Annotated in this window: 15 protein-coding genes; 7 read left to right on the top strand and 8 right to left on the bottom strand. The window is 50.8% G+C overall.

Annotation, left to right across the window (positions count from 1 at the left end):
- Nucleotides 1–37: 37 nt before the first annotated feature.
- From AC3WQT_RS11820 to AC3WQT_RS11805, 4 genes are all read right to left on the bottom strand, one after another.
- Nucleotides 38–403 (bottom strand): response regulator, encoded by a 366-nt coding sequence (locus tag AC3WQT_RS11820; protein ID WP_492704096.1) that lies wholly within the window; start codon nucleotides 401–403, stop codon nucleotides 38–40.
- 1 nt (nucleotide 404) lies between these two features.
- On the bottom strand, nucleotides 405–3,620 hold the full coding sequence (locus AC3WQT_RS11815) for a response regulator (protein ID WP_492704095.1): 3,216 nt from the start codon (nucleotides 3,618–3,620) through the stop codon (nucleotides 405–407).
- A 76-nt stretch (nucleotides 3,621–3,696) separates the two neighbouring features.
- Nucleotides 3,697–4,500: a response regulator gene (locus AC3WQT_RS11810; RefSeq protein ID WP_492704094.1), complete on the bottom strand. Its 804-nt coding sequence runs from the start codon at nucleotides 4,498–4,500 to the stop codon at nucleotides 3,697–3,699.
- Complete coding sequence (locus tag AC3WQT_RS11805; RefSeq protein WP_492704092.1) at nucleotides 4,487–5,548, bottom strand: response regulator; 1,062 nt, start codon at nucleotides 5,546–5,548, stop codon at nucleotides 4,487–4,489. Before AC3WQT_RS11805 ends, AC3WQT_RS11810 begins: the two co-directional genes overlap by 14 nt.
- 258 nt (nucleotides 5,549–5,806) lie before the next feature.
- On the opposite strand from AC3WQT_RS11805, the gene AC3WQT_RS11800 reads away from it, so the two are divergent.
- From AC3WQT_RS11800 to AC3WQT_RS11785, 4 genes are all read left to right on the top strand, one after another.
- The gene (locus AC3WQT_RS11800) at nucleotides 5,807–7,837 is read left to right on the top strand and encodes a UvrD-helicase domain-containing protein (protein WP_492704091.1); all 2,031 of its coding nucleotides are present in this window, start codon (nucleotides 5,807–5,809) and stop codon (nucleotides 7,835–7,837) included.
- A gap of 124 nt (nucleotides 7,838–7,961) precedes the next feature.
- A complete protein-coding gene (locus tag AC3WQT_RS11795; RefSeq protein WP_492704090.1) occupies nucleotides 7,962–8,750 on the top strand; it encodes a substrate-binding periplasmic protein in 789 nt (262 codons plus the stop codon).
- A 64-nt stretch (nucleotides 8,751–8,814) separates the two neighbouring features.
- A complete protein-coding gene (locus AC3WQT_RS11790; RefSeq protein WP_492704089.1) occupies nucleotides 8,815–9,441 on the top strand; it encodes a pyridoxamine 5'-phosphate oxidase family protein in 627 nt (208 codons plus the stop codon).
- A 127-nt stretch (nucleotides 9,442–9,568) separates the two neighbouring features.
- Complete coding sequence (locus tag AC3WQT_RS11785) at nucleotides 9,569–10,474, top strand: TraB/GumN family protein (RefSeq protein WP_492704088.1); 906 nt, start codon at nucleotides 9,569–9,571, stop codon at nucleotides 10,472–10,474.
- A 70-nt stretch (nucleotides 10,475–10,544) separates the two neighbouring features.
- Here AC3WQT_RS11785 and AC3WQT_RS11780 read toward each other — a convergent pair whose 3' ends face one another.
- Nucleotides 10,545–12,092 carry a DUF4214 domain-containing protein gene (locus tag AC3WQT_RS11780; RefSeq protein ID WP_492704087.1) on the bottom strand — a complete coding sequence of 516 codons (1,548 nt, stop codon included), beginning with the start codon at nucleotides 12,090–12,092 and terminating at the stop codon, nucleotides 10,545–10,547.
- A gap of 712 nt (nucleotides 12,093–12,804) precedes the next feature.
- Between AC3WQT_RS11780 and AC3WQT_RS11775 the strand changes: the two genes are divergently transcribed.
- Nucleotides 12,805–13,143 (top strand): TonB family protein, encoded by a 339-nt coding sequence (locus AC3WQT_RS11775; protein ID WP_492704085.1) that lies wholly within the window; start codon nucleotides 12,805–12,807, stop codon nucleotides 13,141–13,143.
- A 410-nt stretch (nucleotides 13,144–13,553) separates the two neighbouring features.
- Nucleotides 13,554–13,970 carry a hypothetical protein gene (locus AC3WQT_RS11770; protein WP_492704084.1) on the top strand — a complete coding sequence of 139 codons (417 nt, stop codon included), beginning with the start codon at nucleotides 13,554–13,556 and terminating at the stop codon, nucleotides 13,968–13,970.
- Between the two features lie 35 nt (nucleotides 13,971–14,005).
- Here the strand turns inward: AC3WQT_RS11770 and AC3WQT_RS11765 are convergent, their stop codons facing one another.
- Both AC3WQT_RS11765 and AC3WQT_RS11760 read right to left on the bottom strand, forming a co-directional pair.
- On the bottom strand, nucleotides 14,006–14,788 hold the full coding sequence (locus AC3WQT_RS11765) for a substrate-binding periplasmic protein (protein ID WP_492704083.1): 783 nt from the start codon (nucleotides 14,786–14,788) through the stop codon (nucleotides 14,006–14,008).
- Between the two features lie 195 nt (nucleotides 14,789–14,983).
- Nucleotides 14,984–16,192: a GIN domain-containing protein gene (locus AC3WQT_RS11760; protein ID WP_492704081.1), complete on the bottom strand. Its 1,209-nt coding sequence runs from the start codon at nucleotides 16,190–16,192 to the stop codon at nucleotides 14,984–14,986.
- A gap of 193 nt (nucleotides 16,193–16,385) precedes the next feature.
- On the opposite strand from AC3WQT_RS11760, the gene AC3WQT_RS11755 reads away from it, so the two are divergent.
- Entirely contained in the window at nucleotides 16,386–17,030 is a 645-nt protein-coding gene (locus tag AC3WQT_RS11755) for a YcbK family protein (RefSeq protein ID WP_492704079.1), read from the top strand.
- Between the two features lie 61 nt (nucleotides 17,031–17,091).
- On the opposite strand, the gene AC3WQT_RS11750 is transcribed toward AC3WQT_RS11755, so the two are convergent.
- The gene (locus AC3WQT_RS11750; RefSeq protein ID WP_492704078.1) at nucleotides 17,092–19,848 is read right to left on the bottom strand and encodes a M16 family metallopeptidase; all 2,757 of its coding nucleotides are present in this window, start codon (nucleotides 19,846–19,848) and stop codon (nucleotides 17,092–17,094) included.
- Between the last annotated feature and the right edge of the window lie 30 nt (nucleotides 19,849–19,878).

Genomic DNA, 19,878 nt, shown 5'->3' with positions numbered 1-19,878 from the left:
CAGTTTACTCTGCTTGCCCCGGCCTGTGAACGTGATTTCAAGCCTTGAGTATGGAATCAACCAGAGACAAAAATGCCTGGTAGCGTATTGGTTTTGCCATATAGGCATCACAGCCAGCGGCGCGGAAGCGGTCTTCATCGCCACTCATGGCAAAGGCAGTCAGGGCGACTATCTTGATATGGGCAGTCGCAGCGGCACTTTTTAGCTGGCGGGTAGCGGTCATGCCATCTATGCCTGGCAACTGCATGTCCATCAGTATCAGGTCGGGCAGTTCTATTCTGGCAACCTGCAAGCCGATCTCCGCATCTACCGCTTGCAGCACTTCGTAGCCGGCATTCTGTAACAAGAATGCAGCCAGTTTCATATTGACCGGGTTATCTTCAATGATCAGTACACGCGCCATCTTACTTACCCCTGCCTGCCATGGCACGTCTCACTTCACCGATGAAGCGGCCGTGATTGAAATCAGATTTTTCCATGACTTTTTTGACATCACCACTCAGACGTATCCTGTCGTCGGCGGTAACTTGCTTGGCGGTCAGGACAATAATCGGAATACTTGCTGTGACTGTATCACTTTTCAGGGCTTCCACCACATCAAAGCCATTAATTTCAGGCATCATCAAGTCCAGCACGATGAGGTCGGGCTTGTGTTGATGCGCCATGTTGATGCCTTCCTGTCCACCCAGGGCAGCCAGGGTTTTATAACCGAAGGAATCGAGCTGGGTAGTTACCAGTTTCACGGCCTTGGGGTCGTCATCGATGATCAGCGCAGTTTTTTGCACCGCCGTCGGGTCATTGCAAAAGCCCAGTACACTCAGGGCAGTGGTCAGGTTTTCCCGCGCTATCGGTTTTTGCATGACATGGGCCGCGCCCAAAGACAGGCCACGGCCGCGGTCAGCCACGATAGAGATGATGACCACCGGGGTGGATGCAAATAGGGGGTGTTGTTTGAAATGCTCGAGAAATTCCCAGCCATCCATGCCGGGCAATAAAATATCCAGGGTAATAAGATCAGGGTGTTCCTGCTCTGCCATGGTCAGCGCAGCTTCTGCCGTGTTGGCGCGCACTATGCGAAAGCCCTCGCTTTCCAGCTGCACCCGCAAGACTTCGGCTGCCTGATCATCATCTTCTATGATCAGGGCCAGCAACTCCCCATTGGCATGGTGATTGCTGTTGTTTGTGGTCGTGGCCGTGGTTGTAACTGAGACGTGAGTCTGCGCGTGAGTGTGAGAGTTGGCATGGGTAGTGGTACTTGCGTGGCTGGTAGCCTGCCCTTTGATTTTCAAGGGCAGATTGGCAGTACGCCAAGGCAGCAAGACGGTAAACGTGGAACCCTTGTCAGTGATACTGCTCATGCTGACGCTGCCTTCATGTAGCTCGGCCATGCGTTTAACCATGGCCAGACCCAGACCCGTACCCTGATGCTTGCGTGACAAACTATTGTCTATCTGGGTAAAGGGCTTGAACAACTCGGGCTGGGCATCCGCCGGTATACCTATACCGCTGTCACTGACCATGATTTCCAGATAATGCTCGAAGCGCCCGCCTGTTACCTGATAGCCGTCCACCCGGCGTGCCGAGATATGCACGCGGCCACCCTCGGGGGTAAATTTGACGGCATTCGATAAAAGGTTATAAATGATTTGCTTGACCTTGACTTCATCAAGCCAGATATCGCCCAGGTTTTCCTGGATCTTGGCCGAGACTTGCAAGCCCTGCAAGCTGGCTTGCTCGCGCACTACCTGTATGCTGGATTGCACCAGTGCGCTGATATCGGTGGACTCCAGATTGATCTGCATCTTGCCAGCTTCTATCTTGGACAAGTCAAGGATGTCATTGATCAGTGCCAGCAAATGCTTGCCGCTATTGAAAATATCTACCGATGCATCTTTTTGCTGGGTAGACAAACTGCCCATCAGACCATCCTTGAGTATCTCGGAAAAACCGACGATGGCATTTAGTGGAGTACGCAATTCATGCGACATGTTCGCCAGAAATTCAGACTTCATGCGGCTGGCTTGCTCCAGTTGCTGATTCTTGGCAGCGATTTCTTCACTGCTGCTGCGCAATTGATCTGCCAGCAGTTTGAGATCACTGTACTGGCGCAGATTGTGCAGGGCAACGCCCAGTTGACCGGCCAGTCTTTCCAGAAAAGCCTGTTCGCCGGTAATCACATTATTGGTCGTTGCCAGCACCATAATGGCCAGGCGATGTTCCTGGTACAACACGGGTATCATCAGCACATGCTTGGGGTTGAAATCTGCCAGGCCGGTTTGCAGGGTCAGGCGGCTGGCATCGAGTGAATTGCTTTTGCCGGTGAGGGCAGCCTGACCCAGCATGCCTTCACCCAGTTCAAATTCACGCGGGATATCATGACCTAGTCCATAGCTGGCTTCGCAACGGAAACGTGCATACCATTCATCATAGCTATACAGCGCTGACATCAGGTAACCATGTCGTTCGGCCAGCAGGTTTAACAGGCCGTCGAAAATTTTATGCCGTTCAAAGCTGGAGGCAAACAGGTTTTGCGCCTTGACCTGGGTATCGTCATAATGTGCGGCAGTGCGCAGTTTGCGCTCAGTCAGGGTGAATTCGGTAACGTCCACATTCACTGACAAGCCGCCAATCATGTGGCCGGTATCGTCACGCAAGGGGGCTGTGCTATTTGAGATGGTTTTGCGGCTGCCATCAAAGCAGCGTATATCTGCCAGTTCATTGAGTATGGTTTCACCGGACTTCAGGGTGCGTGCCAGCGCCCATTCGTCTGCCGCTATGCGCTTGCCACTATCTGGCCACCAGCCCGCATATTCGCCATACTGGTCCGGGCCTATATGGCGTACACCGCCCCAGATCGCCTTGCCGCCAGGGTTGATCTGGTTCAGCACACCGTTGCGGTCACAAATGAAGACACCGATGGGCAGGATATCCAGTACCTGTTTGAGCAGGGATTCGCTGTCGCGCACGGCGGTTTCTGCCTTGACACGCTGATCGACGTCGCGTTTGAATTGCCACCACAACCAGGCGCCACCAGCCAGTGTGATGAATAAAACCAGTATGCCTATATTCCGTGCCTGGACAAAATTGCTTTCGACCTGAATCTTGCGTTGCTGCAGCAAGACACGTTCTTCTTCTTCCATGCTGTTGATCTGTACCAGCAAGGCTTCCATGATAATACGTGGCGTACCGCTGATCAGATGTTTGCGTACTGCAGGATAGCCTTCTGCCTGATACACCTGCAGCGTTTTGTCGAGGGCATTCAGCCTTTCTTCCAGTTTTTGCGCCAGATTTTTATACAGGAGTTGCTGGCGTGGATTATCCGCAGTCAACTCTGAAATCTTTTTTGATGACTGATGTATTTGTATAGCTTTGCTGTCACGCTGGCTGGTGAATACATCGTCACCGGTAATAAAAAACAGGCGCTGTATGCTCTCCAGTTCCAATACGCCTGACTTGACTTCATTTAACTGGTCCAGCACCTGATAGGTATGACTGACCCATAAGGAGTTTTCACGATAGTCTTGCAGTGATCGGTACAATTGCCAACCAGCCGATAAAAGTAAGGCCAGCCCGAACATAAGCCCTGCAAGCAGTCTGAATTCGGTACTGAGTTTTTTCATGATGCATTTTCCGTGGTGAACACATGCGTGTGCAAAACTACCTGTCAAACTTCTTGTCAATAATATTCAATAAGGCTTAATAATCAGGCGGCCTGCCCAGTCTGGGTTCCGGGGCAAATGCAATGAGTGTACCTGCGCTGAGGTCCAGCACGAAATAATCCAGTCTCTGCTGATCAGCCAGACGTGTTTGCAAGCGTTGCTTGCGCACTGCGCCATAAGCTTCCTGCAATGCTGCCGGTAACTCTTCTGCCAGCGTACCTACATTAATCTGTACTTGATCAAGTTCTTTGAGAACGCGGATGGCAGTACGGTTAAGTCTGCTGACCACACCATTGACCAGCAGGCATGCGCCCATGGGCAGATTATCTATGGCATCTATGGCCATGTCCTTGTGTATGGAGTGCATGAGTGCTTCCAGCGTGCGAAAAGCATGGGCTGTTTCTGCGTTGCTGAGTATACCGTTGTATTCTTTCAACAAGCGCTCGCGTTCACGGTTCACTACATATTGCGTCAGCGCCTGATTGACTGTCGCCAGCAATTCTTCATTGAGCCAAGGTTTCACCAATAGCTTGAAAGGATGTGCCTGGTTGACGGCTCTTAGCACGCTGTCCAGATCCGGGTAACCAGTCAATATCAAACGTACGACATCAGGATGTTTTTCCCTGGCAGCAATCAGGAATGCGGCAGCACGCTGATCGCGCGGTTCGCAGATCAATACGCCGACATGGTGTTGCGCCATAATGCCTTGTGCTTCACTGGCATCTTTGGCGCTTAGCATGGGGTGTTGCAAAGGCCTGAGCAATCGTAATAAAGCTTGCAAAAGATCGACATCATCGTCGATCAGAAGAATGGCAGGACGTTGCGCTTCAGGCATCGGCATGCTTGTCGTAAATGGCGGCAAAGCGCCCTGCCTCTGTCACAAAGCAAGACAATACGTCTGGATCAAAATGTTCGGGCCGGGTGCGGCTATCACCTTCGATAATGATGCTCATGGCGCGTTCATGATCAAGTGCGGGTTTGTAGGGACGGCGGCTGCGCAAGGCATCATACACATCGCAAATTTGCATGACCCTGGCAGCGATGGGGATGGCTTCACCCTTGAGTCCATTTGGATAACCTGTGCCATCCCAGCGTTCATGATGATTCAGGGCGATTTCTGCACCCATTTCAGTATACGGTGAAGTACCACTGGCCAGTATGCTGGCACCCAGTGCGCAATGGGTGCGCATGATATTCCACTCATCGTGGTTGAAGCTGCCGGGTTTCAGCAAGACATGATCTGGTATGCCTATCTTGCCTATGTCATGCATGGGGCTGGCCTGGAAAATCGCATCATGAAATTCGCCAGGCAAATCCATGGCTTCTGACAGGGCGCGGCAATAATAGCTGATACGACGCACATGATGACCGGTTTCTTCATCCTTGTGCTCGGCAGCACGCACCAGCGTGAATACAGTATCGCGATAAGCGTCTTCCAATTGGGCAGTGCGTTCTACCACCTGGCTTTCCAGTATGCGGTTATGGTCGGTCAGGAAATCACCATACTCCTTGAGACGCAAGAGATTACGCACGCGCACGCTGAGATCAGCCCGGTCTATGGGCTTGGTTAAAAATTCTTCGGCACCGGCTTCGAGGGCGCGCAGTTTGGATGTACGGTCATCGAGTGCAGTCAGCATGATGACAGGCACGGGCTGGGTAAGGGGATTGGCCTTGAGTTCTGCAACGGTGGCAAAACCATCCATGCCCGGCATCATGATGTCGAGCAGGATAAGATCAGGTTGCGCGAACGCTGCAACTTTAAGTGCATCGCGCCCATTATTCGCACTCAGGGTAGAATAACCCTCAGCATGCAAGAGTACTTCAAGCAGGCGAATATTTCTTTCTTCATCATCCACCAGCAGGATACGAGCAGATTTTTGGTCTTTCATAAAAGGCATCCTCCTGAGTTAGAGAATAGTCTTAGCTTATCCAATTGTCTAGCCTTTATTTCTATCTTTTTGGCAACAAAAGCGCTATTCTCATAGCGAATTCACAAAGATATACATTGTTGCTCAAGTGTCGCTGGTTCATCTGTACGTATGCTCACATAGAGCGCAAGCTAATTGCTTGAGTTGAAGAAGGTTCCATTGCTATTGCAGGCTACAATAGCGCCTGCAAGTTTTTGCGGATAAGCTCCGTTTCCCCTTATGTCTCATGGTCTGAATACCCCCCAACGTAATGCAGTCAATTATATGGACGGCCCTTGCCTGGTGCTGGCCGGGGCGGGCTCGGGCAAGACGCGGGTGATTACCCAGAAAATCGTTAATCTGATAGAACTGCATGGCTATGATCCAAAACATATCGCCGCCCTGACCTTTACCAACAAGGCCGCGCTGGAAATGCAGGAACGTATCGCCAAGCTGCTGGCTGAGCCGCGTCAGGCCAGGCAGTTGACGGTTTCGACCTTTCACTCGCTGGGGGTGAAGATACTCAGGCAGGAAGCACAGGCTTTGGGCTTGAAAGACCGTTTTTCCATCATGGACAGCGATGACTGTTTTTCACTGGTGCAGGATCTGGCAATCACCACCGACAAGCAATTGATACGGCGCATACAGACTGCCATGTCTTTGTGGAAGAATGGCCTGGTCGACCCTGAGCTTGCATTGAAGCAGGCACAGGATGAAGACGAGGCAATTGCCGCCAGAGTTTACCGCAGCTATGTCGCCACCCTGTCTGCTTATCAGGCTGTCGATTTTGATGATTTGATACGTTTGCCGGTAGAGCTGTTCCGCAGTAATGAACAGGTGCGCGACAAATGGCAGCGTCGCCTGCGTTACCTGCTCGTCGATGAATACCAGGACACCAATACCTGCCAGTATGAACTGGTAAAATTGCTGGTCACAGGCGTGGGCAAAAAGCCCATGTTTACTGCCGTGGGTGATGACGACCAGGCTATCTATGCCTGGCGCGGGGCCACCATAGAAAACCTGACGACCCTACAAGTGGATTTCCCGAATCTGGAAATCATCAAGCTGGAACAGAATTATCGCTCCAGCACCCGCATCCTGCAGGCTGCCAATTCCGTCATCGGCAATAATCCCAAGCTGTTTGAAAAGTCGCTGTGGTCTGAACATGGCCTCGGTGATCCGGTCAAGGTATTGGGCATGCAGGATGATGAACAAGAGGCTGAGCAAGTCGCCATCATGATCTCTGCCCACCGCTTCGAGCGCCAGGCCAAGTATTCTGATTACGCGATTTTGTATCGCGGCAATCACCAGGCGCGCGTCATTGAGCAGGCATTGCGGCGTGAGCGTATTCCTTACACCATCTCCGGTGGCCAGAGTTTCTTTGACCGCGCCGAGATCAAGGACATCATTGCCTATCTGCGCCTGATCGCCAATGAAGATGATGACCCGGCTTTCATCCGCGCCATTACCACACCCAAACGCGGCGTTGGTCTGGCCACGCTGGAAGTGCTGGGCGAGTTTGCCGGGCAATGGCAATGCTCGCTGTTTGCCGCCGTTTTCAAAGGTGGCATAGAAGCCAAGCTGCCTGACAAGCAGTTACGGCCATTGCGCAATTTCTGTACTTTCATCAACCAGGTCGAGGCCCATGCCCACAGGGAAGGCCATGCCAGCGAATTGCTGGATGACCTCATGAAAGAAATCAATTACGAAGGCTATCTCTACGATAGTTTTGAAGACCGTGCCGCACAAAATAAATGGCAGAACGTGCTCGACTTTACACAGTGGTTGAAAACCAAGGGCAGTGGCGGCAAGGATGGTAACGACGATCACCGCAGCCTGCTCGACCTGACCCAGATGGTGGCCCTGATGACCATGATGGAAGGCAAGGATGAAGAACCGGATGCAGTACGCATGTCCACCCTGCATGCCTCCAAGGGGCTGGAATATCCCCATGTATTTCTGGTCGGCGTGGAAGAAGGTATCTTGCCGCACAAGGGTGACCCTGATGCGCCGGTAGAGACCTATGCCGCACGTATAGAAGAAGAGCGCCGTCTGATGTACGTAGGCATTACCCGTGCCCAGCGCAGCCTGCATATTACCTGGTGCAAAAAACGCAAGCGTGCTGGTGTGCAGGTACATTGCGACCCTTCCCGCTTTATCAAGGAAATGAAACTTGATGAAGGCGACGCTGTGCCTGCCGAAGGTGAAGTCATGACACCCAAGGAAAGACTGGCAGGTTTAAAGGCCTTATTGAGCAAACCCAGGGAATAATGGTCTGAATTGGTGCATTTTGAGCTGTTGACCAAGCAAAAATGCTAATATTGCTCATGAGGTATGTATTTTGATTACCCCAATAGCTAGAACTAATTAGCCAGATATTTTGCAAAAGTGATTTATGCACCGTTTGCTTAGCCTGCTTATTTTCATATTCTGCACCATGCTCACGCTGCCAGCAATGGCACGTGGCAGTTGCGAGCGTGTGATAGTTTCGGCAGATCCTGCCTACCCTCCTTTGCATTGGTATGATGGCAAGCAGTTGCGTGGTGCCAGTATCGTCATTATTACCCGCATCCTGACTGACCTGGGTTTGCCCTATGAACTGCGCTATCTGGGACCGTGGAAGCGTGTGTTGAATGCCGCCCAAAGCGGTAACATAGACATCATCACCACTCTCAAAATCACACCGGAGCGCCGCAGTTTTTTGCTATTCAGTGAACTGGTGCTGAACAATCCTGTGGCCGCCTTTGTTAAAAAAGACCGCCCTCCGCCATTTGCCAAATGGGAAGATTTGATAGGCTTGCGTGGCGGCATCGCACGCGGCAATCGCTTTGGCTCCATGTTTGATGAATTCATGGACAATCGCCTGAATGTCAGCGAGGCTGATAATCTGGAAACCGCATTCAATATGTTGCTGGCGAATCGTTTTGATTACGTGATCACCGGCTATCATGCCGGTCAGGCTTATATGGCATCGGCGAATATCGATGACAAGCTCATCCCTCTGCAACCTTTCTTGATCGACTCACAAAACCTGTTTGGTTTTGTCGCGCAAAGCCCATGTGCCATTCATCTGCCAGCATTCAATAAACAACTGGAGAAATTGCATAAAGAAGGCTTCATAGAGCGCGCATTATTGCAGGCCCGCGCCGACTGGCGCAAAGCACCAGTCATAGGAAAAAATTGATGACTGATATTTCTTCAATTCACATTTAATTGATACAGCTTACCTTTACTTACTTCTCATCTCCATGTCGAATTTATCCCCTCACCAGATCACCAGCAGCGAACAATTGGAAGCCCTGTTTGATACAGTCGGTGCCGCTTCCATCAAAAAAGAAGTACCTTATATCCATCCCCATTACCGTGCCATGATAGAGGCTTCGCCTTTTGCGGTACTTGCCACACGTGGCCCCGATGGTCTTGATGCTTCACCCAGAGGCGATGCACCTGGCTTTGTCGTGGTCGAAAATGAAAAGACTTTATTGCTGCCTGAACGGCGTGGCAATAACCGGGTTGATAGTTTGCGCAATATCCTGTTTGATCCGCAAGTCGGCCTCTTGTTCCTGATCCCCGGTGTAGGTGAGACTTTGCGTGTCAATGGCAAGGCTGCAATTTCGGTTGATCCTGCCTTGCTGAGCAGACTGGCGGTTGACGGCAAGCCACCCAAATGCGTGCTGCGCATAGACGTTGATACCGTCTATTTTCAATGTGCGCGTGCCATTCTACGTTCAAAATTGTGGCAACGCCTTGGGGCTGACATTGCACCTGATATACCTAGTCCTGGCAGCATACTGGCCGCGCTGACCAATGCCGAGGTCGATGGTCAAAAGTACGATAGCGAGCTGCCAGCCAGGCAGCGTGCGAGCTTATATTAAACGGATACAGCCTGACGCCCACTGCCGTTTATGAGCAGCGCGCGTACTTTCTGGTATCCTGTGCCGCCTGGCGCGATACCAGAACCAGATCAGAACCAGACCAGATAATTACATGGAAATAATGAAGATGAAATTCAAGACTACACTTGCTCAGCTAACGCTCAGATGTCTGGCCACATTTGGACTGGTGATTGCCGCCAGCAATGCTCAGGCCCAGGCAGAAACTCCGGCCAAAGGCGTTTTCTGGGAAGTTAAATCAGAAAAAAATACTGCCTATCTGTTTGGTTCCATCCATCTCGCCAAAGCCAGTTTCTATCCCCTGCCGGAAGCAGTAGAAGCTGCCTATAAGCAGGCAGACACCCTGGTAGTTGAAGTTGATACAACCGATACCAAAGCCGCTGAAAAAGCCATGCCTTTCTTTACCTATGCGGCACCAGACAAACTGGAAAACCACATCAAGAAAACCACCTGGGAAAGCCTGCAATCCATGGTAGGCCCGGCTGCCGCACAATTCCAGAGCCTGAAACCTACCATCGTCGCGACCGCGCTCAGTATTGGTGTTTTCAGGCAGCAAGGTTATGATGCTTCCAAGGGTGTGGACTTGCACTATGTCTTGCGGGCCAAGCAGGATAAGAAAGATATCATCGAACTGGAAAGCACGGCATTTCAAGCCAGTGTGCTGGGTGGTCTGGCCGATGAAGACGCGGACGCCATGCTGGCACAAACGCTGGAAGGATTAAAGAGCGGTGATACCCTACGTGAAACCGCAGGCATGATCAGCGCGTGGAAGACCGGCGATGCCGAAGGCCTGGCAAGAATCCTGCAAGAAGCAGCCAGCAAGGATGCCGGCTCTAAAAAACTCATGAAATTATTGCTGGATGACCGCAATCAGGGCATGACCAAAAAAATCCTGGGCTTACTATCCGAAGGTAAAAAACTCTTTATCGTGGTGGGTGCAGGACATTTATCTGGCACCAATAGCATTATCGAATTGCTGGAAAAACAAGGTCTGGAAGTGAAGCAAATCAAATAAGCCGCTAATCTGAAGCTTATCCACAAGGCGCAGAGTTGTTGAACTCTGCGCCTTTTGTTTTTGTGCAGGCTTAGCCCAGCCACAGATTATATTCAATCCCGTTTTGTATGGAGCCCAATACCTGTGCCTTGTTTTCTGCACTTTCGCAAAAACTGGCGAGTGCGCTGGCAGGGGTACTGACGCCGGAACTGAGTTCCTTGTTCCAGTAATCAAAGCCAGCCTGGTCTGGTGCACGGTGTAAAACGTTCTGGTAAAAATTGGTAATCAGTGTCGTGGTTGACGGGCTGGCACCATACAGTTTCTGAAATTCGGGTGACAGGAAAAAACCAGCTGCTACCGTCAGCAGACTGGACCCCTTGTCCATATCAGCGATCCAGTAACCCAGTCCTGCTGCATCGGGTTTGCGGTCAAATGCAGCCTGGTACAGCCGGTACATCTGACCTGCATTGCCTTCCAGATCAAAGGCCACCATCTTGTCGTTCAGTTGTACTCTTTCCACATTGATGATAGAGGTGATATCGCTGGTGCTGGTATTGCGAAAGCTGACATCTGTCGCAGTTTTTTGTATGGTGAACGTGGCGCGGTTTTCCTTGATGATGAGCAGGTCAAAGCCGGCACCGCCATCGACTGTGTCACCACCGCCATTGCTTTCAAAGCGGTTGTTAACGCTGTTACCCGTCATGACATCACTGAAGCGCGTGCCAACGACATTTTCTATGATGGTATCGAAGGCGATCGACAAATTATTTTGCGACACCGTGTCACTGGCCAACCTGCCAACAGAACTGCTGGCACCGGGGGTAAGGTTGATGCTGGCAGCAACGGTCAGGGCAGACAGGTTGATGGTATCCACACCACCTGTGTCATTGATGATCTTGAGCAGGCGGCCATCAGTGTCAGTCAGATTGTAAGTCGTCGCATCGGCATTGTAAGCCTTGCCGCCATACAGGTATTTCAGGGCGAGGTAATCAAACTTTCCGAAGAAATCCCTTTCCTGGCCTTGCGGTGCCTTCACATACGACATCACGGTATTCATTTCACTGTCTTCAGCCGCTGCCAGAAAATTATCTGCCGTCGTTGATGCTGGTTCACCGGCATTGTAATTGCCCGGATGCTTGAGTCCTATGGCATGGCCAATTTCATGAACCAGTGTGGCCCAGCTATTGGTGCCGGGATTGATATTGCTGAGATTGTCGCTGACTTCATTGTTGAGATAAATATCGCCGCTGGCCTTGGTGTCCGCAGTATCCGGGTAAGTCGCATAACCGGCACTGGTGGCACCCTGGGCATTATTGCCCAGTCGTATAAAGCCATAGCTGCTGGCGGTGTCTGTCACTTCTTTGAAGGTAATACCAAATTGCTGGGAAATCAAATCAAAGATTTTGCGAGCAGCGATTTTTTGCTCATCGGTAAAGGTACTGAAACCCTTTTTATCAGAGTCTTGCGCATAATCTGGTGCGCTGCTCATGAAGCTGTAGCTGACTTCGATTGCCGTGCCTACGGCGCTGCCATTATTCCAGCGTGCCGTTGCAGATGGCAGCAGCACATCTATTCTGTAGTCACCACTATATGGGTTGACGATGACGGTATTTGCTTGTGTTGAGACAGTGCCGGCCATGATGTTATTCCTTAAAGTTTGAATAAAAAATCATCGTTGCGGTCAGGTTAGCACCCGGTTTTAATAAAGACCGGGTGTCAAATGTGGGAACGTCTGGAGGCTACATCTTTGAGCAGGCATCGTATGACGCCAATATGCAGAATAGCTCACCACCCTGAAATTGAAAGCGCAAGGGATGTTAAAAAAAGTGAATTTATCGCACCTGCGTAAGAATTTCGTAAGAGCAGTTTTTCTGCACAGTTGGGAAAATAAATACTAGAACGCATTTTCCCCTTTTTATGAAATGAGTTCTAAGGCATGAGGCATGTCTGCGTGATATCTCAGTTGCCGGGAAATGAAAAAAGTCACGCAAATGTCGATCTGTTACAAAAAAATATGAAAAATATTTCTCCGGGATCAGGCAATATTTTTTGCACCAACATGAAGAGAAAACGCAATATTGGCGGGCCTTTCGGCAGAATTTGCACAAGCATAGAGATTTTTTTGAGTAAAGCAAATCAGCTTACCGCACCAAATAAATGCATCGTGAGCATTATGTATTTTGGAAATAATGCCTATACGAATTATTGATTTTTTAGCGAAGTGCTTGCGACGTATATTGCATCCATCTGCCCGTGATTAGCTCAATTCATCGATGCACAAATCATAGCGAATACGTAGCAAATACCATGGCGCAGCCGCTAATTTATTGATATAACCCGAGGAGTTTATTATGTCCCCACATTTCCGTCTGTATGCCTTAGTCACCACGCTGGCTTTTGCCCTGGTCACCGTGCCTGCTTTTGCCATGGAAGCCAACGAGGCATTTGCCGCATCTGGTTGCGAGGCCCCAAGTTATGATGAACGTACATTGAATGATGAAGAGCAGGGTCTGGTCAAGCTCAACTACCTGCTCAATGACAAAGGTACAGTGATCGATGTAAAAATTATTGACTCCAGCGGTTTCCGTAAACTCGACAAGGCATCCTTGCGTGCCCTGAAGGCATGCCGCTTCCAGGTCGGTGCCACGCCAGGCTGGAATACGCTGGCGTTTGCCTGGACCTTGAAGTAATTGTTCGCTGGCTTCCGCAAGTGCATCTCTAGCTTGCGGAAGGCTCAGCTTGAACATTCATAAACTGCCTGTTAGCACCTCCCTTTGACAGTGCATCAAATCTTGCCTGAATAATTTCTCCGCTCACGACGCAATCGTGCGTTCATTTCAACAAGCTGACACTGCCTCTTTCGATAAACCTGGCTGTTGTATCTCTCATCTTCATGATCAAATAACTGGTCAATAGCATCGGCGAAGTACTGGCATTACACTTCAGGTGCCAAGAATACGTTTTTATTTTCTTTGAAATCCGGTAGATTCCTGATTACGATGAATCGCGGATATTTGTGTCAGAATGCGGCTTGAGCCCAATAGCCAGGCAAATTGCATGTGCACGAAAACGGCGGCAAAGAAAGTATTAAAGAAGCAAGATGATGTTTAATGAAAACCAGCAATCTGATCCAGCTCCTGATTTGCAAGAGCATCCGTGGATATCCCTGGAAACCGCGCTTGATGTAGAAGCATGGATGGACTTGCAACACCGCGAATTGCAGCAAGCCCTGGGTGATAAGCCAACCACCGGGCAAGGTATCTGTCTGACCCTGGTTCATGGCGGTGAGCTTTACCTGCATACCAATTCCGATGGGGATGTCTTGCTGGATTTGACAGAAGAGGCGCAATGGGTGGCGCCGGTGCTGACTGCTGTGACCCGCAGCACGCCGCCCAAGGGGCAAGTCTGGGGTTTACCAGGACATGTTTTGATACAGCTGATACTGGGCTTGAATACCCTGGTCGCGAGCAGCCGCCTGGTATTACGGCATCAATACAAGGGTGGCCGCATAATTTGAGTCTGTGCTTGACCCGAGCTGAGTTTCAGCATCGTTTATTTGGGCGAGTAAATGCGCGCCAGTTCACCATCCTGATGTCCCTGCAAAATAGCCTTGTCTATTTTTTGCAGCAGGCTGGCATCACCGTCAGGTCGCATGGCAATATGGATATCCATCGAGGATACCGGCTTGGGCAGTATGCAAAATAATTTACCGTCTGCCTGTTTGTCGCCAAACTCAGCCGCATATTGCTGATTGAAATAGTTTTCCAGCCGGCCAATATGGGCACTGGAGCTGTACAGCAAAAATGCATCCATGCGGCGCATGCTCAATTTTTTGAAACGCCCCAGGTTATTACTGGTGTCGTCCTCGACCTTGAACAAGACATTGCTGAGCCTGTCAAATTCTTCTCCATAGCTGGTGCCGCGTACTATCCCTATGGTCTTGCCTTTCAAATCATTGATCGTATTGAAATTGAATTTTGCACGGCACAATGTCACCAGCAAAGCCTGGTCGGTAAAGATGGGGGTACTGAATTTGAAACTGCGCAGACGTTCGCGGGTTTTGGAAATACCAAAGATCAGGCCTTCGCCCATGGCGGCGTTTTCCACCGCCCTTTTCCAGGGGTAGCGTCGCACTTCAAATTTCAACTTCGTATGTTGCTCCAGATAGCGTAGCAATTCCATGACTTCGCCAGACAATGGGATGACGGCCCCTTTGCCATCGAGTTCTTCACTCATCAACAACACGACGTCGGGCCTGGCTTGTGCATTCGCCACACTGACCCAGCCAGCACAGACCAGCAGGATGCAGGACAGGAAGCGCGAATAACTTGGCATGGTATCTGGGCTGGAATCACTCGCTTTATCTTAGCGCAAATTACCTGCTTTGACTGTTGACCCGAGTCCTGATTAGGGTTTGCAGCCCACAATCCATGTTAAATATGGCAAACACAACGATGATGAAAGACGCAAAAAAGGGTTCATGCATGAACCCTTTGTTATCTGCGGCTGCGTTGTTTTGTGCAGCCTTGTTTAATTCGCTACACCATTTCTATCTATCTTGACAACGCGGGAGCCGCCAGCTTTCTTGACATTCACTTCGGCTTCACCAGGGCCAGTCACCTTGATGCTGGCACTGTCGAGCAATAAGTCACGGGCATGCAAGTCGCCGCTGCCAGTCAGTCTGGCACTCAGGCTTTTTGCTGTGCCCTTCAGACGGGTTTCTCCCGGGCCGTTCATCATCACTTCCAGCGCTGCTTCAGATTGCAATTCCACATCAAAGTCACCAGAACCGGAATTTTCCAATTTGAATACACCTGTGATGCTGCGATAGCTCTGGTTCGATGGGCCATTGTTGACGATCTGCAAATCCTTGATTTTCAAATGGTCGGCATTGATATCGCCAGAGCCACTGCTGGTCAGCGTCAGGGACCCAATTTCGCCACTCAGGTTTAATTCACCCGGGCCATTGCTGCGTATGGTGGCCTGCTCCGCCTTGATGTCCTGGATCTGCACATCGCCAGAGCCAGACATGTCCAGTTCCAGCGCCTTGATCGTGCCGCCCAGCTTCACATCGGATGAACCGTGCTGTACCAGCTTGACGGGAACAGATTGCAGATTGTCCACGCTCAGTTCGCCACTGCCGTTCAGATTGGCATCCAGCGACTGGCTGACAGTGCTCATATGAGCATCACCCGAACCATGAATTTCTACTTCGGCCTTGCCGGTTTGCAATTGCTGCAAGTCCATATCGCCACTGCCATTCGCAATCAGCTTCAAGGAATTGACCTTGCCACTGATTTTCAGGTCACCAGAACCGTTCAGGTTCAATGCCAGGCTGTCTGTCTGCAAGTCGCGTACTTCCATATCACCACTGCCGCTATTATTAATGCGGTTCAAACCAGCGGCGGTGACTCTGATCGTTCCCGGACGGTTAGTCCAGGTAAAACTGTAGGATTTACGCTTGCTGCGTATGATCAGGACCTTGTTCTCGACCACAGTTTCAATTTCCGGCACCAGATTGTCGTCACCACTGACCTCAACTGCTGCCGCCGTACCAGCCGCACCATTGGTGACGATGACATCAAAGAAGCCGGAATTTTCGATGGCACTGAATTCAGTGACCGCACGTTGTTCGGTGATCAGCTTGCCACTGCCCTTGATGGCATCGCCCTTGACCCTGACTTCACAGCCGCCAAGCAAGACTGCCAACAGCGTCAGACATCCTAAAGATTTGATCATGATATCGTTTTGTAATAAGAGTTATTGGATGAGTTCTAGTGTAATGTTGTTTTGTATGGAGATCACTGTCCAAAAAGACAGAATGCAATTTCTGTGTGACCAAGCGTAAATTTGCCGGATAAAGCGCGAGGTTTTGATTATCATGACGATATGCACTAAGCTGGTTTTTATTTTATCAATCAAGAATCCAAGAATGACACTTACACGCCGCCAGTTATTAAAGAAAGGGCTTTTGCTCGGTACCGCCGGATTGACCGGCACGCATACCGTCCTGCATGCAGCCGACAGCGGTACTGAAAAACACGCGCAGCCAACCCCACCACCTGACTTGTTTGATTCACAGGCGCTGGACATAGAGTTCTGGGTCAAACCCCGCACCATGGACCTGATCCGCCCTGCCACCGGCGAGCGCAGCAAGATACTTTACTGGAAAGACGGCGAAGTGCTGGAATCTGCCTACCAGCAACTATGCCACCTGTTGCGCGACGTCAATGGCAAGGAAACTGCCCCTATCGACCCCAAACTGCTGGAAACCCTGTGGGCAACCCAGGCCTATATTGCCCGTTTCGGCATGACCAGGCCATTGGAAATACTGTCTGGCTACCGTACCCAGGCTTCCAATACGCGTCTGATTGAGCAAGGCGTACCGGCAGCCCGCAAATCCCTGCATATGGACGGTAAAGCTGCCGACATCCGCATCCCCCAGCTACATGAAGAAATCCTGGGCGAACTGATACAAAGTTTCCGCCAGGGTGGCGTCGGCTTTTATTACCGCCAGACCGCACAGGGCGGCTGGATACATACTGATACTGGCTTGCAAAGAAGCTGGAAGGGCTAAGCTTTCTTAAAGGCCTTTCAAGTGGAAATTTAATACTTCCGCTTGAAAGGCAAAGAAAAACTTATTTAGCGACAGCCGCCTTGGCCTTGGCTTCATCCGCAGCAATAAAGACACTCATTTTGGCCGGATCTATATAACGGCGGAAGGCATCGTTCACCTGTTCCACCGTCAACGCCTGTATCTTGTCGTCCATGGCTTGTGACCAGGCCCAGGTGCGTTTCAGATACAGATTGCTATTCCAGCCGCTGGCTACTGCGCCATCGCTGCTGCGTCCCTGTACCCGCTGTTGCAAGAGTCCGGATTTGGCCTTGGCCAGTTCGTCGGCTGTGAAGCCATCCTTGAGGGCGCGTGTCAGTTCTTCCTTGACGGCGATTTCCAGTTTTTCCAGATTCTGTGGTGCTGCCGTGGCGCTGATACTGAAGCTACCTACCGGGTCAATTTCACCTGCAGTCAGGCTGGAACCGCCACCATAAGACAGACCATCTTTTTGACGTATACGTTCCATGACGCGCGAGTTCATGCCAGCGCCGCCACCAAAAATATAATTGGCCACGCGTAGTGCCGCGAAGTCAGCATCATCTTCACGCAGACTCAGATTCATGCGGCTGGAATAGACGCCGTTTTCCTTGTCAGGCGTGTTGAAAGTCTTGCGTACCGCAGGTATTTCTTCGCGTTTGCTGACCAGGCGACTGTAAGGAGTCTTGCTTGTCCAGCCATCAAATACCTTGGCGACGGTCTGTTTGGTGCTGTCCACATCAAAATCACCGACGATGGACAATTCACCTTTGGAGACGCCATAGAAATCCTTATGGAAAGCCTTGATGTCTTCCAGCTTGACATTGCGTATGGCTTCCAGTGTTTCATCCAGTGTCAGGGCAGCGCGCACATCGCCTTTGGGATAGGTATTGAAATGCTGCGCCAGGGCGCGGCTGGCAACGGCGGAAGGCTCATTGCGCGCAGCCTCGGCACCTACCAGGGCTCTTTCTTTCAATTGTTTGAATTCGCTTTCCGGGAAGTTGGCTTCTTTCAAGACATGTGCCACCAGTTCCAGTGCCGCTGGTAAATTAGCCCTGGTGGTCTGGAATGAATACAGGCCACCACTCATTTTCAGTTTGGACATTTCATCGGTTAACTGGGCGCGTGAATATTTGCTGGTGCCGGTTGACAACAAGCCGCCTGTAAAACCCATGGCCGTTGCTTTGCCAAACAGGGTTTTTTCGTCACCCCAATGCAAATTCAGGGAGACATTCACCGTTTCGCCACGGGTCTTTTTAGGCAGTAGTGCCACTTGCAGATTGCCGATATTGCTTAGCTGTGTGCGCTTGTCGATGTTTGCTGGCGATGGGTCAAATACTTCACCAGTCAGTGTCGCGGCCTTGGGTTTGAAGTCTTTCATGACTTCAGCCATACTTGGTGCCACCGGTATTTCGGCACGTTGTGGATTGTCTTCCGGGATAAACGTGCCGACGGTACGGTTGTCGCGCACCAGATACTTTTTCACAGCGGCAGTGACTTCTTCAGAGGTAACTTTGCCAGCATCATCCCTGTCCTTGAACAGATAACGCCAGTCACCCGCAGCGATGTATTCAGACATGCTGACGCCTATGGATTCATGGTTGTTCAGCAGTTTCTCATAGAAGTTGGCATTGTCGCGTTTCTGGCGCTCCAGCTCTTCCTTGGTCGGTGGGTTGTTTTTGAAGTCTTCTATGCTGGCCAGCAGCGCATCCCTGGCGGCATCGACAGATTCACCTTTCTTGACGATGGCACCGATGATGCTCAGACCAGGTTCAACCTGGCCCATGCTGCTTGAAAATACTTGTACCAGCTTGCCAGTTTCCACCAGTTGCTTGTGCAGGCGGCCATGCGGGGCACTGGCCAGTATGCTGCCGGCATAACTCAGGGCATCGCGGTCATGGTGCAAGCCGGCTGGTACTTTATAGGCGATCATTACCATCTGGCTGTCACCTTTGCGGCGTACGACAAAGCTGCGTTCACCATCCTGTGTCGGCTCTGTGGTCCAGAACTGTGGCAGGCTGCGGGTAGGTTTGGCGATTTTGCCAAAGGATGCATTGATCCATTGCAAGGCTTTTTCAGCTTCAAATTTACCCGCCACCAATAGCACGGCATTGTCTGGCTGGTAGTAGTTACGGTAAAAGGCTTGCAGGTTTTCTATCTTGACGTTTTCTATGTCACTGCGGTTACCTATGGTGGAATTGCCATAGTTATGCCAGTCAAAGGCGATGCTTTGCATGCGTTTCATCAGCACTGCGCCGGGTGAATTTTCACCACGTTCATATTCATTACGCACTACCGTCATCTCGGTGTCGAGATCTTTTTTGGCGATATTGGAATTAACCATGCGGTCGGCTTCCATTTCCAGCGCCCATTTCAGATTCTCATCGCTGGCCTGGAACAGTTCAAAATAATTCGTGCGGTCCAGGGAAGTGGTGCCATTGATGCGCATGCCACGCTTATTGAAGTCATCGGTGATTTTGGGGTTGGTCGGCGTGCCCTTGAACATCAAGTGTTCCAGCAAATGCGCCATGCCGGTTTCGCCATAGTTTTCATGACGTGAACCAACCAGGTAAGTGACATTGACAGTGACGGTAGGCTTGGATGCATCCGGCATCAGCAATACGCGCAAGCCATTTGGCAAACGGTATTCGGTAATCCCTTCCACGCTGCTGACCTGGCTGACGCCTTTCGGCAGATTGTCTGCCAGCGCAGCAGGGGCGGTGAACAGGAAGACACCCCCCAGTATCAAGGCGCGCAAAACAGGTTTGAGTGAAAGCTGCATGCCAGAGCGTAGTTGATGCATAAAATCCTTCTATGATTTCGGGGTACAAAA

Source organism: Undibacterium sp. FW305-107 (assembly GCF_058788535.1).
Note: the sequence above shows the minus strand (reverse complement) of the source record. Positions and strands in the feature narration are given on the sequence as shown.

Bases quoted from the DNA above. Each gene is read 5' to 3' on its own strand.
- AC3WQT_RS11820 (WP_492704096.1), bottom strand. From the start codon at position 403: ATGGCGCGTGTACTGATCATTGAAGATAACCCGGTCAATATGAAACTG.
- AC3WQT_RS11815 (WP_492704095.1), bottom strand. From the start codon at position 3,620: ATGAAAAAACTCAGTACCGAATTCAGACTGCTTGCAGGGCTTATGTTC.
- AC3WQT_RS11810 (WP_492704094.1), bottom strand. From the start codon at position 4,500: ATGCCGATGCCTGAAGCGCAACGTCCTGCCATTCTTCTGATCGACGAT.
- AC3WQT_RS11805 (WP_492704092.1), bottom strand. From the start codon at position 5,548: ATGAAAGACCAAAAATCTGCTCGTATCCTGCTGGTGGATGATGAAGAA.
- AC3WQT_RS11800 (WP_492704091.1), top strand. From the start codon at position 5,807: ATGTCTCATGGTCTGAATACCCCCCAACGTAATGCAGTCAATTATATG.
- AC3WQT_RS11795 (WP_492704090.1), top strand. From the start codon at position 7,962: ATGCACCGTTTGCTTAGCCTGCTTATTTTCATATTCTGCACCATGCTC.
- AC3WQT_RS11790 (WP_492704089.1), top strand. From the start codon at position 8,815: ATGTCGAATTTATCCCCTCACCAGATCACCAGCAGCGAACAATTGGAA.
- AC3WQT_RS11785 (WP_492704088.1), top strand. From the start codon at position 9,569: ATGAAATTCAAGACTACACTTGCTCAGCTAACGCTCAGATGTCTGGCC.
- AC3WQT_RS11780 (WP_492704087.1), bottom strand. From the start codon at position 12,092: ATGGCCGGCACTGTCTCAACACAAGCAAATACCGTCATCGTCAACCCA.
- AC3WQT_RS11775 (WP_492704085.1), top strand. From the start codon at position 12,805: ATGTCCCCACATTTCCGTCTGTATGCCTTAGTCACCACGCTGGCTTTT.
- AC3WQT_RS11770 (WP_492704084.1), top strand. From the start codon at position 13,554: ATGATGTTTAATGAAAACCAGCAATCTGATCCAGCTCCTGATTTGCAA.
- AC3WQT_RS11765 (WP_492704083.1), bottom strand. From the start codon at position 14,788: ATGCCAAGTTATTCGCGCTTCCTGTCCTGCATCCTGCTGGTCTGTGCT.
- AC3WQT_RS11760 (WP_492704081.1), bottom strand. From the start codon at position 16,192: ATGATCAAATCTTTAGGATGTCTGACGCTGTTGGCAGTCTTGCTTGGC.
- AC3WQT_RS11755 (WP_492704079.1), top strand. From the start codon at position 16,386: ATGACACTTACACGCCGCCAGTTATTAAAGAAAGGGCTTTTGCTCGGT.
- AC3WQT_RS11750 (WP_492704078.1), bottom strand. From the start codon at position 19,848: ATGCATCAACTACGCTCTGGCATGCAGCTTTCACTCAAACCTGTTTTG.